This window comes from Lysinibacillus xylanilyticus, assembly GCF_001708185.1.
Taxonomy (GTDB): Bacteria; Bacillota; Bacilli; order Bacillales_A; family Planococcaceae; genus Lysinibacillus; species Lysinibacillus xylanilyticus_A.
Genome location: NZ_MDDN01000002.1, coordinates 14,476 through 29,838, shown reverse-complemented (window position 1 = coordinate 29,838; position 15,363 = coordinate 14,476). Strand labels below are relative to the sequence as shown.

The following is a 15,363-nucleotide window of genomic DNA, read 5'->3' as shown; positions in this document are numbered from 1 at the left end:
ACAAAATAGGCTGTCATCAAAAATCAGGAGTTGTGATTTTTGGATGACAGCCATTTATTATGAAGAATAGTAATATTTAAGCTCTCTTTCACTAAGAGATCATGTTATCACTTTTTCCCTGTAATCAATTTTGCAATTTCCTCTAAAGACATTGAAGAATTGACTTCGTAGGAACCAATTTGTAAGCTTCGAGCATATTTAGGGTTTGCAAGTATCAGTTCCATTTCAACACTATTGGCAATAATGTCACCATCTTCAAGCTTTTGCGCCACAATATATGGTGTAATGCCGCTGTAAATTTGAAGTGTCATAGTGGTAACGTTGGTTGCCGGGGCGTCTGCTGATTCATGATTGTCTTTAGCTTTTGTTTCAGGTGCATCTGTCTTCTGAGTGTTTTCCTTTGGAGCTTGCTTTACTTGTTCCTTTAACAATGCAATTTCTTTATTTGCCTGTTCGAGCTTTTTTTGCAGCTCCTCTACATTTTCCTCGCCTGAGGAAGCTTTAGTTGGTAGACCAATTTGAAGATCGAAACGAGTTGCTAAAGCAAGTATTGCTCCTACAAGAAAAAGTGCAATGCCAAATGCACGAATAGAGGAATTATTCATGTATTACCGACCTCCATTTGCAATCACTTGTCGCACTTGCTCTTCTGATAAATTTGAGCGAATACTTATATCGGCTACCGAAAGACCTTGCTTATTTAATTCAAGCACCTGACTAACGATAATTTGATGAATATTTTTTGTTTGTGGTGCTCCTTGTCCAGCTTTTGATGCTTGAGCGGCTTGTTGTACGGCCTGTATCACTTGTTGCACCTTTGGATCTGGCATGTTATTTTGGACTGAATTTGATTTAACCTGGAATTCAGGCTCTAATAACAGCTCCTCCTCAACAATTTTTAGACGACGTTTTAAATTATTTGTTTCTTGAAAAATAGAGATGGAAAGCTCTTCTACATCTTGTTCGACTTTTTTCGCGTTATTTTTGAAAAAGAACGACACGATGATTAGAAGAATTCCAACAATCATAAGTATGATGGATAAATCCAAAAGTTTCACCTCATTAAGTTATGTAATTATAAGGTATTTTACCATAAGCAAACTTAATATGAAATGAAGGTGGATTTTTTTTTAGTTTGTGTTATAATAGGTAAGTCGTATAAATCATGCTCAAAATTTAAATTCTTGATATAGAGTGGGAGGGTTAATGATGCGCGTAAACATTACTTTAGCTTGCACAGATTGCGGCGAACGTAACTACATTTCTAAAAAGAACAAGCGTAACAATCCAGAGCGTCTTGAACTTAAAAAATATTGCTCTCGCGAGAAGAAATACACTCTTCACCGTGAAACTAAGTAATCGCTCATTAAGCCAAAACCACAAGTGGTTTTGGCTTTTTACATATAGATAGGAGGATAGCTTGGTATGGATAAAACAACTTTACGAAACGAGGTAAGGGGAGCTCTCGCAAAAATGAGTGAAGCGGCTTACCAAGACCGATCTTTTATTGTCGCAAAAAATGTGCTACAAGAACCATATATAATAGAAGCAAATACAATCGGCATTACCATTTCTAATAAGCCAGAAGTCGACACAATTCATTTAATTGAAGAATTGTGGCAACTTGGTAAAAAAGTCGCTGTTCCTAAATGCAACCCAAAAACAAGAGAAATGACATTTTATGCTATTGATTCGTTTGCACAGCTAGAAACTGTTTATATGCATTTGCGTGAGCCAATTCCAGAAAAATGTGAGTTTGTTGACGCAAATGAAATGGATGTCATACTTGTTCCGGGAGTTGTTTTTGATAAGTTTGGCTATCGCATAGGTTATGGCGGTGGTTATTATGATCGCTATGTATTAAACTATAGCAAAGGTAAGCTAGTATCGCTGTTATTTGATGAGCAGCTATATGAACAAGTACCTACAGACGCACACGATTGCCCAGTAGATATCATTGTGACACCGACTAAACGTATTGACTGTGTAACACAACGAGGAGCGAACTAAAATGGATAAGATGTTAGATATTTATGAATTATTAAAAACATATGGCACTTTTATTTATACAAGAGATCCTATTGGTGATTTGATGTTAATGGAGGATGAAATTCGTGAGTTGTATAAAGCGAATGTACTAGATATTAAAGATTACCAAATGGCATTGTTACTAATTCGACAAGAAACGACAAAACTTCGTATGAAAGAGAATAATCAATAATGTTTTAAATATAATTCCTTTGGGGTATTGTAAAAATAATGTAACATGTATGTAATATTCTAAGAGACAGTGGGTTTCCACTGTTTTTATGATTTTGCGAAACTTTTTACAAACAAAGACGTATATATAAATATCTAACGTGTAGACGAGCAAGCAGAATGGCTTTCCAAAATATATCTGTTGCGCATCTGTAAAAAAAAGATTAAGATATATGTTGTTTCAGTAACAAATTATTAACATTATTATTTTTTCGTTTTAAAAAGTAGGGAGGATGTTAGGAATGAAATCAATTAAGTGGCCTAAACATTCATTTATGATACTAGCAATTGTAGCAACTTGGATAAAAACGGTCATTGTTTATCACACAAGCTTTGATATGAAAATCGAAAATGCAATGCAACAATTTATTTTGTTTATTAATCCATTGAGCTTCTTGCTGTTTGCTTATGGTTTAGCGTTATTCTTTAAATCTTCAAAAGCTAAAAACCGTTATATTATTACAGTCAGTGTTCTTTTATCAATTGTCTTATACGGAAATGTGGCATTCTATCGTTTCTACAATGACTTTATTACGCTACCGGTATTATTCCAAACAAGTAACTTTAGTGATTTAGGAACTTCCGTTTCAGCGATTGTAAACCCTTGGGATGTATTATATTTCATCGACGTACTTATTTTAATTTTAGCTAATAAATATTGGCCAAGAATGAAAACAATAGTGAAAGTTAACGTGGAATTCCGTCGTGCGTACTTCGTATTAGCAGTTGCTATGACTTTCTTAAACTTAGGATTAGCAGAAATTGAACGTCCACAATTGTTGACTCGAAGCTTTGACCGTGAATTACTTGTGAAAAACATTGGGACTTATAACTACCATCTGTATGATATTTATATTCAATCTAAATCTTCTGCTCAACGTGCATTAGCGGATGGCAGTGAATTAGTAGAAGTGAACAACTATATTCGATCTAATCAAGCAGCGGTTAACCCTGAGATGTTTGGTAAGTACAAGGATCGTAATTTAATTGTTGTGTCAATGGAATCGTTACAAAACTTTGTGATTAATAACCAGATGGATGGTCATGAAATTACACCATTCTTAAACTCTTTAACAAAAGATAAAGATACGTTTTATTTCAGCAACTTCTATCACCAAACTGGATTAGGGAAAACTTCTGACTCCGAGTTTATTGTAGAAAACTCATTGTTTGGCTTAGGTCGTGGTGCGGTATTCTTCACACACGGTGGAAATACGTATAACTCAATGGCTGAGCGTCTTGGAGAAAATGGTTACTATACGAATGTCATGCACCCGAATAATAAATCATTCTGGAATCGTGACATGATGTATCAATCATTAAAAGTTGATAAATTCTATGATGTAGATTCATATAAAGTTAACGAAGGCGAAGCTGTTAACTGGGGTATGAAAGATACTCCATTCTTAGAGCAATCAGCAGCTTTAATGAAAGATATGCCACAGCCATTCTATTCTCGTCTAATTACATTAACGAACCACTATCCATTTACTTTGGATCCTGAAGATGTCATGATTCCTGAATACACTTCAAACTCAGGTACATTAAATCGTTACTTCCAAACAGTTCGTTATATGGATGAAGCACTTAAAGACTTCTTCCAAAGTTTAAAGGATCAAGGAGTTTATGATAACTCAATTATCGTAATGTATGGTGACCATTATGGTATTTCAGAAAACCACAACAAAGCGATGGCTCAATATTTAGGAAAAGAAAGCATTACACCATTTGATAATGCAATGCTACAAGAAGTACCTTTATTCATCCATATCCCAGGAGCAGGTGATGGTAAAGAAATGACAGAAGTGTCTGGACAAATGGATTTACGTCCAACAATTCTACACCTTCTTGGTATTGAAACTTCAAAAGATATGCAACTTGGTGCTGACTTATTCTCACCAGAGCATGAAGATTTCGTTATTTTCCGTGACGGTCGTTTTGTAACAGATAAATATGTTTATGCTGGTGAAGCTTGCTATGACAAAGCTACTGGTGAAGAAATTGATGGCGAGCCATGTCAGCCATACGCTGATCGGGCGACGACAGAATTAGAAAATTCCGATGCTATCATTAACGGTGATTTGCTTCGCTTCTATGATGAAAAGACAGGTAACTTGAAGCAAGAAGCAGTCGAATAATAAAAAAGAGATCTCACTAAACATGAGATCTCTTTTTTATGGTTCTATATCAAATGTTGGAGTGAGGCAAAATGTTCTATCATCGTTTAAAGGGTACAATCCGTCATATTACGGGTATCCTATAGAACCCTCTTGTTTACCCCTAAAGAGGAGTATATGGAAAAGATTTGCATGTAACAGGAGTATACGTCAAATTGAAGTTTAATGCGTTCAGAGAGCCTAATAAAACAGCTCAGAGGGAAGTCGTTATCGCTTAGGGTTAAAATAGGAGAATTTAAATCAAAATAGACAATACGACAGAAAGAAAAAGAGCAGTCTCGGAATGCAGACTGCTCTTGTTTCTGTCTAAATCTTAGTGTAATTTTGGTGGGTATCCACTATTAATGACTGTCATAATTACAAACCAACCGAAGACAGCCGCACTTAACAAGTTGAAAACAACACTTAAAAGGTTCTTTTCTTTAATTGCTTGGAATGTACCAATTACAGCTAAAATCGCTACTAGACCAAAAATAACCATTAATAAGTTCATTAAAAATTGACACTCCTTTCGACATCAGAAAATGAATGTCGTAAACAATATTCCTCCTTAATTGTAAACGTTCCACCTGTTTTTGTCGAGAACTAATATAGCGAAAACTATGAACATTTATCGTCAAATTGTGGCAAAGGCTGTATAATATAAAATTGAGGTGATGTCAATGATGAACGTACGAAGTTGTTCGCTTGGACCTATCCAAACGAATTGTTATATCGTATCGAATAAAGAAAAGGAATGTTTAATATTTGATCCCGGAGAGGAAGCAGATCGAATCATCAAGACTATTCGTAGTAACGGTTTGAAGCCATCAGCCATTTTTTTGACACATGCACATTTTGATCATATTGGTGCTGTAGATGCTGTCCGAGAAGCTTTTAATGTTCCAGTATGGATTCATGAAAAGGAAGTTAGCTGGTTAGGAGATCCAACAAAAAATGGCTCTAGTAAATACGCAGCATTACCAGATTATATTGTCGCTGCACCGGCTGAAGAAAATATTATTAAAGAAGAACAGCTATTTGAAATAAGTAATTTTAGTTTTAAAGCGATCTTTACACCAGGACATTCACCAGGTAGTATTTCGTATATATTTGAAAATGATGGCTTTGCTATTGTGGGGGATACGCTATTTGAGCAGGGTGTTGGACGTACAGACTTACTTGGAGGCTCAACGAAAATATTGCTTGCATCCATTCATGATAAGTTATTAACACTACCTGAGGATACTATTATTTACCCAGGCCATGGTAATTATACAACGGTCGGTGCAGAAATGGAGACAAATCCTTTTTTAAATGGTTTTTAAGCCTACAGTAACTTCATAAAATGCAAAAATCCCCTTAGCAATTCGTTGGATAGATAGAATAAACTAAATTCTAATCTATATAATCGCAAAGGGGATTTTACTATGCTCATCTATAGCTTCTGTATCTAATGAATAAATTCACATAAAAAAGCGTGTCTCACATTCGGTGAGATACGCTTTTTCTTTGTATTAATGACCGCCACCAGGCACGTGAATGAATGTTGTATAGTACGTGAAGCCAGCGAAGAATACAGTTAAATATGCTCCGAAAATGTACATGTACATACGTTCTGAAAGGTTTAAGAAGCCTAATAATAAGAATAAACCTGTATTACCTACGAATAATAGCGATACTTCGTTCATACCACCAAGGTAGAACATAACGGCGAAAATACCTGTCCAGAATGCCATAACTTTATACATATTATCCATGAAGATTTCCCCTCCTTTTGCCCACGACACAATAATCTCTTACTCATTATAAATGATATGAAAGGTATCTGTAAACTGGAACTTCCTCTTCTTTGTGACAAACAAATGGATTTTTAAATTAGCGATCGATTTCTGTCACGTTTATTTCATATTTACATAAATCGCAATTATGTATCATGCTTTCAATCTGTATGAATTCATTACTTGAAAATAATGCATCTAATTGTCCTTTTAAATAGGATTCATGTAAAGAACAAACAATTTCTGAATGGGAAGTAAGCTGCTCCTGGAATGGACAATTATAAATGGAGAATATCACTTTTTTACCATGCTCCGTTTGCTGTACTTGTGGAATATAACCAATTAATGCAGCATTGTCAGTTAATAGCTGAAGTTTTTGTTCGAAGGTAAGGGTATTATTTAATGTTAACTCAGCATTTACATAGTTCTTCATTTGTTGGTAACCATCTTGATAACTAATGTCCTGGCATTTTTCTAATGCAGATGGTCCAAATTCTTGAATTAATTGGATTGTCCATTTTAATAGTCGATCTTCATCACGTCTTGGAAACGTTAATGTTAAGCCTTTGTCAGAGGCTTTATAAACACGACCAGGTCGGCCACCTTTTCCAGTCTTAGCAAAATCAGCTATTATAATATTAATTTCCGTGAGCTTTGTTAAGTGTAGGCGTGCAACATTTGGATGTATGCCGAATTCATCAGCGATATTTTGGACCGTTACAGTTTTTTTCTCTTTCAGGATGTACTCGTAAATAGAGTATCTAGTTTCATCAGCTAAAGTACTAGTAATTTTTAATGGATGGATCATTTGCTTCACCTCAAGATAATTTTTTAAATAATAGCTCCTCTACCAAGTGTTAGGAAAAAATTCATGTTGATTCTATTATATTGTATTATTGAAAAAGAAACAGTTCCTTTTGACATAAATCTTAACTTTTTCATAGGATTATGTTCATTTTTAGTGAAATTTTGCACGTTATTCATGTTTTTATAGAAAAATTCCTATTTCATAGGAAATTTAACAGCAATTTTTTTCGAAAGAAAAGGTCTTTTTTCGTGGCGTATTCATACGAGAAAATAGGAAATTAAGAATAGATTGGTCAAATTTAGATGAACTAGAAGGGGGGATGCAGAATTTTGAAACTGCTGTTGAACAAATTTTTTTGCATAGAATATAGTAGTATAATTGAGTGAAGGAGCAGATGAGTAAGAAAGGAATATTAAAGATGAAAACAATCATTATGTTCCAGAAGCTTTAAAGTTTGCGCCAGCATAACAAAATTATTGATTCGTCTCGTTCATTAGTTTTTCGAATTCGGATTATGTTCGTTTTTAGGGAAAAATACATGTTATCCACATTTTGATAGCAAAAATCATAAATAATAGGGGAATCTATAGTAAATTTTTATTTTAAGAAAAGGGCTTTTCTCGTGACAGTTTCGTATCTATACTAGGAAATAACGAATAGAGCGGTCATATTCGATTGAACTAGAAGAGGGGTGCGAATATGCAGAATTTTGAAACGGTTGTTGAACAAAAATGCGAGCAACTTTTACTAAAGGCCTATAACTTTGGTGCATCAGATATATTATTAGTTCCGGAAAGTGTACATTATCGTATTTATTTTCGAAAATATGATCGGTTACTCCATGCAGGTGAGTTACCGCACGATCTTGCGGAACGAATGATTTCCTTCTATAAATTTTTAGCGGCATTAGATATTAGCGAGCGTCGTAAACCTCATCTGTATAATTAAAATATACTATTTAAAGTTAATATACGTAATATAAAGGATTTAATAAGATGTGCAACATTATATATCAAAAAACAAAAAACATTTCTTTGTAATCAAAGTAATGTTTTTAATTTGAGCAAAATACCTTATAGTTTAATAAATAGAGCTAGAACTTACGTTCTTTATGAGGTGATACTTTATGTATTGGTACGCATTAAAACCCAAAGGTGTTAAGAGCAAATATGAATTGTTAGTATTTAAAAACGATATAGTTTTTATGCCATTGACAATATATTTTGATTATATATCAAAAAAAATTTCAAAAAGTTCTGCAAATACATATTTGAATAAGTTAATACCCTTTTTTAACTGGCTAATTGAAAAAGGTATGTATCGGGGAGAAAAAGTAAAATGGGATTCAGAACCAGACGGATTAAGAGCGGTAATAGAAGATTATTTAACACATGAAATGTTTTGTAAAGTTAGGGAGAAAGAGAGTTTTAATATTGTAAATTTAACAAAAAAAAGCCCAAATACTATAAAGGTCTTTCTATCAGCTTTTAAATCCTTCTATAACTGTTTAATTCGATTAGAGTATTATAAATACACAAATCCTTTAATAGATAGTTTTGCAAAATTAAATCCTAACTATAGCGAAGGAGTACGTGAAAATAAACCTAGGTTACCAGAAATATCGGGTACAGAAGAAGAAATTAAGTACCGTAGGCTTACAAACTCATATTTTAAAGTTGTTAATGAAGAATGGGAGCCTCAGATTATAGATGATTCTACTTTACCATATCAAGTATATAATGCTTTAAAGAATTCAAATGTTCCGTTGGTTATTGTTATCGTAACAAGAATGTTGTTTGAAACAGGGGCGAGAGTTAGTGAAATTATTGAATTAACTATAGGTGATTTTAGAGCAAGAAGAAGTTTTCAGGAGGCAGTTACCTTTAACAAGGGTAGCTTCGGAAAAAGAATTAAATTTATTAGATTTAGTAAAGAAACTGTAAAGCTATTAAAACAATATGTTGAAGGACAACGAAAAACACTAGATAAAAATAGTTTAGGATTTGAAACTTTACCAGACAATGCTCCAATGTTTTTAAATTCTAAGGGTTGTCCTTTAAAATATCATACTTGGTATTACCATTGGACCAAATCTTTGAAAGAAAATAAATTAGCTATAAATCCACATAAAACACGCCATTGGTTTGTTACAACACGTTTGAGGGAGATTTATAGTATTTCTAAAAACGACGCTGAGATTGACATAAGAAAGAACGAATTGATTAACTATATGAAATGGCGTAACAAAGATACTATTTATGTATATGAACATTATTTTGATGAGTTAAGGCATCGGGAAGCACATGATAAGATGCTTGAAGATATGCAAAATAAAGAAAGAGAATTTAATAAAAATCCAAATATTAAAGCTGCTAAATTAATTGAACATTTAACTCCAATGACAGTTGAATTGGACGAGGATTTAAAAGATTTATTAGAAGGGCTAGATTAAATATGAAATATCCGCAATCAGAATGGTATATAGACTGGGAAAAATATATTGATAAAAATATTTTACATTTAAAAAATCTTAATAATGAATTTTTAATTGATAAATTAGGTGATTCGGTAGTAAAATTCATTACAAAAAATTGTTTACAAGTAAAATGGAGTCATCATCTTATTTTAATGGCATTAATTAGATTAGATAAAAATACTGTTGAGAGAACAATATTAGAAAGATTAAAAATGTTACATCGTAATTTTAAATTGTTTTTCTCTGACCTAAATCTAGAGAGTTTTAATGATGAAAAGTTTGAGCAAACCCTTTATAAATATTATAGCGAAGAAATTTATTTAGATCATACTTCTAATAAGAGAACGGATTTCCTAAAAGCTTATACTTCATCTTCATTATTAATGAAAAAATGGGTTGAAAGTAAGTTTGATTCAGAGAAATTAAAAGAATTTCAAAACTATATGCTACCTGTTTTTTACTATAGGAGAACAGAATTTAAAATTAGAGGTAAAGCCGAGCAAAAAGCAAGAACAAAAAGAAAAGCAGAAACAGATGCAATTGTACCCTACTTACCACAATTACGTGTCAAAGCTAATTTTAGATGGAATCAAATTAATCGTTTATATCAAACTTATAAAAAAGTACTTTCAAATGCTTTAGAAACGGAACTATCTTTTCCAGTTGAATTTTCATATGACGAACCAGAACATATAAACGAAACTCATTATTTTAGATTATGGAGTAAGCGTTCCTTTATACTTAATAATTCAGAAAAGTTTAGTCGTAGTGTTTTAACTTCAGTAAGATTAGGACTAGATTGTTATTCTGCTGAAAAAGATAGTTATTTTGTAGAATACCTTGAAACTAAGTCTACAAATTCTACTGGAGAAATTGAAGGTTTTTGGTTTCAAGAATTGTTGGATTATAGGTTATTTGCACATAAGAGACTAAAACTTGATGATGAAGGTTATGAAGAATCTTTAACTTTTTTAAAATCTATTGGATATTTAGAGAACGGTGGATATTCAAATCCATATCGTTCGTTGCATGAAGGAGTTTTAGCACCACCTAGACTAATTTCGAGTTGGCAATGTAAAGCAGATGGATACTTATTAGATATTGAACCCTTATATGTAAGTTGTACCTTCGGGCTATTAGCAATTGATATTTTAACTACAACAGGTGCAAGGATTAATGAGTTGTTACAAATAAATAATACAAAAGAATGTATTAAAATGAAAAAAGTCAAAGATAAGATATGTTATTCTTTTATGGCTATTCCGAAAGGAAGAGATTTACCTGAAGAATATTATATTTCTAAACAAACAATGAGCATATTACAAATAGTTGCAAAGATGTTAAAAGGACAAAACGAAAGTAATATTATCCCCTATGTTGAATATAGAGGAACAAGGAAATATCTGTTTAAAGAAGTAAAGCCATATTATTTTCAATGTAATAATAGAGCTATGCGTGAGGAAAGTACAACCCAATGTATCCGTTTCTTGTTGCATGGATTGTATTTTGAAACGAAAAATGGAGAGCCTGTCACGATAAAATCACATTTATTAAGGCATGCTTTCGCAACAGAAGCACTTCAAAGACAAAAAATCCCTATAGATATTGTAGCAAAACTCCTACATCATAAAAATTTTAATACTACGGCTTATTACTCGGCTCCAACTGACACACAGATTATAGAGTCATTAAATGAATATCACGACATTATATCGAGCTATGTTGACATAGATGATATATACCTAAGAAGTCCAGAATCACTTCAAAGGGAACTAGATGAATACACAGAAAAAGTTGGTGTTTTTAATAAAGTTTTAGGTGGTACTTGTGTGACTGAGTTTGTTTGCCCAACAAAAATGCAATGTTTAGGTTGTAAAGCTAAGATTCCAGAACCGGATCAGGAGGATGAATTGTTAGATGTTATAAAACTATCAACAGATATGCAAAAGAGATTTAATAAAATGGGATTAGAAATTGAAGCTCGTAAAGCAAAAGAAATGATGAAACAAGCAAGGATAGAGTTACAAGAAATTGATTTAATAAAAAAATATCGTGAGGAAAGAAAAATTGAAACACAATACAAACTTAACCCGTTTAGATAAAGATTATCATTGGTTGAAAGATGTCCATAATAAACGTAAAGAACGTTCTATCAAGATAGGTATTGAAACAATTGATTTTTTGGTTAGGGAAGGCATAGCAGTAACTTATAACAATATTCATAAATACTCGAAAAATATTGACCCTGAAGGGAAAGGCATTCATCAAAATACTGTTAGTGAAAATAAAGTATTGTATGAGAAGTACAAAAAATGTAGCAATACATATAAAGTAAATAGCATTCGTAAAAAAACTACACTGCCATCTAAATTCGATGAAACGTCACTAAGGTGCATCTCATTAGAAAGAGATTTAAAGGTTGTAAAAAAGAAATATATGAAGATGTCAAAGGATGAATTGGTAAATAGGTTAATTGAAGTTGAACAATATGTTGCTAAAAATCAGAATCGTTGGATAACGAATCAGTTTGAGGAGTTCAAATAAAATAGGATGGATAGGTTTCTATTCCATCCTAATTAGTTAAAGATATTAGTTAGAGCTATAATGGAGGTTTGTAATTTAGAAAATGAACTAAGAAGCTATATTAAAATTATAATTTTAAATAATCGGCATGAGAAACAAGATGTGGTTAAAATTGAAGAAGGAAGAATCAGTAAACTGTTAAGAGAACGGAATAAGAAAAAGTAAAAGTAAGAAGTAGTTAAGAGGATATCCTTACTGCCTCTTACTTTTATTATTTTATACATATATGAAATTAATAATAAAAAAATCTTTATTTTACCTTTTTGTATTCTTATGAATGTAATATATTGTAATAAAGGGTGTTGAGGGGTATTATATTTAGATAGGTATAGATCTAACTAGATGTGAGACAGCAAATTTTCTTCCAAGAAAATGGTATTACAAACGAGAGAATTTTGAGGCTAAAACATTTTAGTATTTACAAAATTCATCTTCTACAAACGATGAATAATTAGTTTTATAAAAATCATCTCAGTTATAACAATTGAGATGATTTTATCTTATTTTTGTAAATTTATTTTGGATACTAAATTTTTTATCTGAGGTTAGGAGGAATTATGGTTTATACTGTAAAGTCATCTGAAAAATTAAGAGCTGCTGGGGCTGAATATGAAACCAAAGCATTGTTATATTTAATGAACTTTAGAGAAGATAGTGATGATGTACACTATTACATAGTTGACTTTTTTAATGATTTAACCGGGATGTCTCGAATAGGACAAAAAATGTGGGATATTCAATCAAAGGGGGCTAAAAATTCACCTCCTAAAGCTATAGGTAAAGAACTAGTCACATTGTATAAAAATTATTTAAGTGAATTTGAATTTAACTGCTTTATATTATTCATGGGTGGAATTTCAAATTCAGTTCGAATTAATCCAGATTTAAATGTTTTTGAATTGAAAAATATAAAAGAAAGTGCAGTAGTAAAAATCCGAGAAGGTCTTATTGAAGAATGCCAAGCCAAAACCTATATAGATAATAAGGATATAGATGAACAAAAAATTAATGATTTTCTAAGTTTAGTGCAATTTGTTGTTGATGATAAGCCCAATAGTGACTATGTGAAGTCTATAATAAAGACACATGTAAAATTAATACCTAGCCAAGAAATCCTTAATTCAATATTTAATGAAATAAGAGACAAACAGTCGAATAAAAAAAATTCGGTAGTTGAAAACATCACTATTGAAACATGTCATGAAGCATTAAACTATGGCCGTCATTTAACCACAGGAGAAATTAGACTATTAGCTATTGCTAGGATTATTAACAGAGATCCATTTGAAAAAGGAGTTCCTTTAGCCTTCTATAGCATAATTAGTAAGCTTGATGGGGAAAGACAAAAAGATATTATTTTAGAAAGCCAACTCGCATTATCTAAAGCCTTATACAATAAGAATAATGCGGATAATTTTTGGAAGTTGTTTGAAAATGTCTACCATGTGATAATGATAAATCCTAATACAGATGTTAATAAGCTTTATTCTAAGTTGGATCTGGACCTTTTAGAAAGATGTATGGATTTTGATGTTATATCACTGAAGTACTTTATATCTTTGATTAAGGATGGAATAGAATTATGAAAATTAACTTAGTGGCGATTGGAAACGATAAAGAAGCGTTTATTGAAGATAGATTTAATGAAGGAATGAATATAATTTCAAGTAATGATAATAACAAAGGAAAAACGATACTGATACAAGGAATGATGTATGCTCTTGGAAACAAACCAACATTTCCTACAAGTTTTGATTATCAACATTATCATTACATAATAAATTTTAGCTACAAAGGTGAAAGTTATGACATATGTAGATTTAAGAATACATTTATTATAAAAAGTCGTAAGGGATTCTTTATTTTTGAAAATACATCGGAATTTAAAAGATATTGGCATCAAAATATTTTTCCATTGCCAATAATCGAAAAAAATGGTGCTAAAAAAATTGTAGATCCAGTTTTATATTTACAAATATTTTTTGTGGGGCAAGATAAAAAAGAAACCTCAAATATAGTTAATAAAGGGCAATATAACAAAGAAGACTTTATTAAAGCTTTATATAATCTACAGGGATCAGAGGCATCATTTTTATCAATTGAGGAAATAAAAGGAAAGAAAAAAGTAATAGCTAAATTGAAAGAAGAAAAAAAGCTGTTATTAAAACAAAATAAAATTTTAAAATCAGAAAAAAAACCAATTTCTTATTTAAGCAGCGTGAATGATAGAGAAAACTTTAAGAAGAATATCCAGAAAATAGAAACAATAAAAGAAACATTAACAGAGCTTCAAAAGGAACGGAATTTAATATTTAATAGGATGTCGAAATGTGAAGGTACAATAAAGGAATTAAACTCTCTTAACCGTGAAATGGAGAGTGGTAAAGTAGTATGCTTAGATTGTGGCTCTATTCAAATAGGTTACAAGTTAAGTGGGGAAAAATCATATACTTTTGATGTATCTACTCCAAAAATTAGAGCAGATATAATGAATTCAATTAAAAATAAAATAGAAGATTACAAAGAAGAAATTGAACGCATTACAGAGTTAATAGCATTTCAACAAACAAAAATAAATGATCTGCTAGCTGTTGAGAATGTCTCTTTAGAGGCTTTGTTAATATACAAAGAAGACATTTTTAGCGCAGCAGATACGGAGAAGAAAATTCTTGAAATTGAGCGAGAGATTTCCGATTTAAGCTCGGATTTAACAGCTTCTACGGAATTGGAGGAAACTGATAAAGCTAATCAAGTTGCGTTGATTGAATCAATTCTAAAAATAATGAATGAAAAATATAAATTTATAGATCCAGAAGGAAACTTGGAATTTATAAGCCTCTTCACTAAACAAGATGAAGTATTTTCTGGTAGTGAAGAAACAATTTTTCAGTTAGTAAAGATTTATTCTTTAGCAAGCGAACTAAAACATGACTATCCAATTATTGTTGATTCTTTCCGAGCAGAAGATTTATCGTCAGACAAAGAACAAAAGGTTATAGATTTATTTAGTGAGCTTAATAACCAAATAATACTGACTACGACATTAAAGAAAGAAGAATCTGGCAAGTATGATACCCTAGATTTTGACAATATAAATCATATTGATTATACCAGCCATAAACCCAGTAAAATTTTAGATGAAAAATACGTAAATGCCTTTAAACTTATGCTATCAGAATTTGCAATTACATTGACTACCTAATATATGATTATAAGTCTTAATCATAGTTTAAATAGATTTTATAATGATCTATTGGTTAAGTTTTTTTGTAGAGTGATAATCGGGTCATATTGACAAAG

16 protein-coding genes are annotated in these 15,363 nt (G+C 31.6%); 11 read left to right on the top strand and 5 right to left on the bottom strand.

Annotation, left to right across the window (positions count from 1 at the left end):
- Nucleotides 1-107: 107 nt before the first annotated feature.
- Together BFJ97_RS04855 and BFJ97_RS04850 are read right to left on the bottom strand one after the other, a co-directional pair.
- Nucleotides 108-605: a hypothetical protein gene (locus tag BFJ97_RS04855; RefSeq protein WP_068983534.1), complete on the bottom strand. Its 498-nt coding sequence runs from the start codon at nt 603-605 to the stop codon at nt 108-110.
- A gap of 3 nt (nt 606-608) precedes the next feature.
- The gene (locus tag BFJ97_RS04850; RefSeq protein ID WP_068983533.1) at nt 609-1,049 is read right to left on the bottom strand and encodes a hypothetical protein; all 441 of its coding nucleotides are present in this window, start codon (nt 1,047-1,049) and stop codon (nt 609-611) included.
- 160 nt (nt 1,050-1,209) lie between these two features.
- On the opposite strand from BFJ97_RS04850, the gene rpmG reads away from it, so the two are divergent.
- The 4 genes from rpmG to BFJ97_RS04835 all read left to right on the top strand — a co-directional run bounded on the left by rpmG (nt 1,210) and on the right by BFJ97_RS04835 (nt 4,397).
- Entirely contained in the window at nt 1,210-1,359 is a 150-nt protein-coding gene (gene rpmG / locus BFJ97_RS23425; protein WP_008408521.1) for a 50S ribosomal protein L33, read from the top strand.
- A gap of 66 nt (nt 1,360-1,425) precedes the next feature.
- The gene (locus BFJ97_RS04845; protein ID WP_068983532.1) at nt 1,426-2,010 is read left to right on the top strand and encodes a 5-formyltetrahydrofolate cyclo-ligase; all 585 of its coding nucleotides are present in this window, start codon (nt 1,426-1,428) and stop codon (nt 2,008-2,010) included.
- Nucleotide 2,011: 1 nt separating this feature from the next.
- Nucleotides 2,012-2,221 (top strand): YqgQ family protein, encoded by a 210-nt coding sequence (locus tag BFJ97_RS04840; protein ID WP_068983531.1) that lies wholly within the window; start codon nt 2,012-2,014, stop codon nt 2,219-2,221.
- A gap of 280 nt (nt 2,222-2,501) precedes the next feature.
- Entirely contained in the window at nt 2,502-4,397 is a 1,896-nt protein-coding gene (locus BFJ97_RS04835) for an LTA synthase family protein (RefSeq protein ID WP_068983530.1), read from the top strand.
- Between the two features lie 352 nt (nt 4,398-4,749).
- Here BFJ97_RS04835 and BFJ97_RS04830 read toward each other — a convergent pair whose 3' ends face one another.
- Nucleotides 4,750-4,929 carry a DUF2759 domain-containing protein gene (locus BFJ97_RS04830; RefSeq protein WP_068983529.1) on the bottom strand — a complete coding sequence of 60 codons (180 nt, stop codon included), beginning with the start codon at nt 4,927-4,929 and terminating at the stop codon, nt 4,750-4,752.
- A gap of 169 nt (nt 4,930-5,098) precedes the next feature.
- On the opposite strand from BFJ97_RS04830, the gene BFJ97_RS04825 reads away from it, so the two are divergent.
- Complete coding sequence (locus tag BFJ97_RS04825) at nt 5,099-5,743, top strand: MBL fold metallo-hydrolase (protein WP_068983528.1); 645 nt, start codon at nt 5,099-5,101, stop codon at nt 5,741-5,743.
- A gap of 189 nt (nt 5,744-5,932) precedes the next feature.
- Here the strand turns inward: BFJ97_RS04825 and BFJ97_RS04820 are convergent, their stop codons facing one another.
- Both BFJ97_RS04820 and BFJ97_RS04815 read right to left on the bottom strand, forming a co-directional pair.
- Nucleotides 5,933-6,175 (bottom strand): DUF2626 family protein, encoded by a 243-nt coding sequence (locus tag BFJ97_RS04820; protein WP_024361272.1) that lies wholly within the window; start codon nt 6,173-6,175, stop codon nt 5,933-5,935.
- A gap of 118 nt (nt 6,176-6,293) precedes the next feature.
- On the bottom strand, nt 6,294-7,004 hold the full coding sequence (locus BFJ97_RS04815; RefSeq protein WP_068983527.1) for a helix-turn-helix transcriptional regulator: 711 nt from the start codon (nt 7,002-7,004) through the stop codon (nt 6,294-6,296).
- 699 nt (nt 7,005-7,703) lie between these two features.
- Between BFJ97_RS04815 and BFJ97_RS04810 the strand changes: the two genes are divergently transcribed.
- The 6 genes from BFJ97_RS04810 to BFJ97_RS04785 all read left to right on the top strand — a co-directional run bounded on the left by BFJ97_RS04810 (nt 7,704) and on the right by BFJ97_RS04785 (nt 15,265).
- On the top strand, nt 7,704-7,952 hold the full coding sequence (locus BFJ97_RS04810; RefSeq protein ID WP_068983526.1) for an ATPase, T2SS/T4P/T4SS family: 249 nt from the start codon (nt 7,704-7,706) through the stop codon (nt 7,950-7,952).
- A gap of 178 nt (nt 7,953-8,130) precedes the next feature.
- Nucleotides 8,131-9,456 carry a tyrosine-type recombinase/integrase gene (locus BFJ97_RS04805; protein WP_068983525.1) on the top strand — a complete coding sequence of 442 codons (1,326 nt, stop codon included), beginning with the start codon at nt 8,131-8,133 and terminating at the stop codon, nt 9,454-9,456.
- Between the two features lie 2 nt (nt 9,457-9,458).
- Nucleotides 9,459-11,582 carry a site-specific integrase gene (locus BFJ97_RS04800; RefSeq protein WP_068983524.1) on the top strand — a complete coding sequence of 708 codons (2,124 nt, stop codon included), beginning with the start codon at nt 9,459-9,461 and terminating at the stop codon, nt 11,580-11,582.
- Nucleotides 11,548-12,024: a hypothetical protein gene (locus tag BFJ97_RS04795; RefSeq protein WP_083226911.1), complete on the top strand. Its 477-nt coding sequence runs from the start codon at nt 11,548-11,550 to the stop codon at nt 12,022-12,024. The genes BFJ97_RS04800 and BFJ97_RS04795 overlap by 35 nt, the downstream gene beginning before the upstream one ends.
- Nucleotides 12,025-12,620: 596 nt before the next feature.
- On the top strand, nt 12,621-13,649 hold the full coding sequence (locus tag BFJ97_RS04790; protein ID WP_068983523.1) for a hypothetical protein: 1,029 nt from the start codon (nt 12,621-12,623) through the stop codon (nt 13,647-13,649).
- Entirely contained in the window at nt 13,646-15,265 is a 1,620-nt protein-coding gene (locus tag BFJ97_RS04785; RefSeq protein ID WP_068983522.1) for a hypothetical protein, read from the top strand. Before BFJ97_RS04790 ends, BFJ97_RS04785 begins: the two co-directional genes overlap by 4 nt.
- The last annotated feature ends 98 nt before the right edge of the window (nt 15,266-15,363 follow it).

Coding starts and splice junctions, on each gene's coding strand:
- BFJ97_RS04805 (WP_068983525.1), top strand. CDS start 8,131: ATGTATTGGTACGCATTAAAACCCAAAGGTGTTAAGAGCAAATATGAA.
- BFJ97_RS04845 (WP_068983532.1), top strand. CDS start 1,426: ATGGATAAAACAACTTTACGAAACGAGGTAAGGGGAGCTCTCGCAAAA.
- rpmG (WP_008408521.1), top strand. CDS start 1,210: ATGCGCGTAAACATTACTTTAGCTTGCACAGATTGCGGCGAACGTAAC.
- BFJ97_RS04810 (WP_068983526.1), top strand. CDS start 7,704: ATGCAGAATTTTGAAACGGTTGTTGAACAAAAATGCGAGCAACTTTTA.
- BFJ97_RS04830 (WP_068983529.1), bottom strand. CDS start 4,929: ATGAACTTATTAATGGTTATTTTTGGTCTAGTAGCGATTTTAGCTGTA.
- BFJ97_RS04855 (WP_068983534.1), bottom strand. CDS start 605: ATGAATAATTCCTCTATTCGTGCATTTGGCATTGCACTTTTTCTTGTA.
- BFJ97_RS04835 (WP_068983530.1), top strand. CDS start 2,502: ATGAAATCAATTAAGTGGCCTAAACATTCATTTATGATACTAGCAATT.
- BFJ97_RS04825 (WP_068983528.1), top strand. CDS start 5,099: ATGATGAACGTACGAAGTTGTTCGCTTGGACCTATCCAAACGAATTGT.
- BFJ97_RS04790 (WP_068983523.1), top strand. CDS start 12,621: ATGGTTTATACTGTAAAGTCATCTGAAAAATTAAGAGCTGCTGGGGCT.
- BFJ97_RS04820 (WP_024361272.1), bottom strand. CDS start 6,175: ATGGATAATATGTATAAAGTTATGGCATTCTGGACAGGTATTTTCGCC.
- BFJ97_RS04815 (WP_068983527.1), bottom strand. CDS start 7,004: ATGATCCATCCATTAAAAATTACTAGTACTTTAGCTGATGAAACTAGA.
- BFJ97_RS04800 (WP_068983524.1), top strand. CDS start 9,459: ATGAAATATCCGCAATCAGAATGGTATATAGACTGGGAAAAATATATT.
- BFJ97_RS04840 (WP_068983531.1), top strand. CDS start 2,012: ATGGATAAGATGTTAGATATTTATGAATTATTAAAAACATATGGCACT.
- BFJ97_RS04785 (WP_068983522.1), top strand. CDS start 13,646: ATGAAAATTAACTTAGTGGCGATTGGAAACGATAAAGAAGCGTTTATT.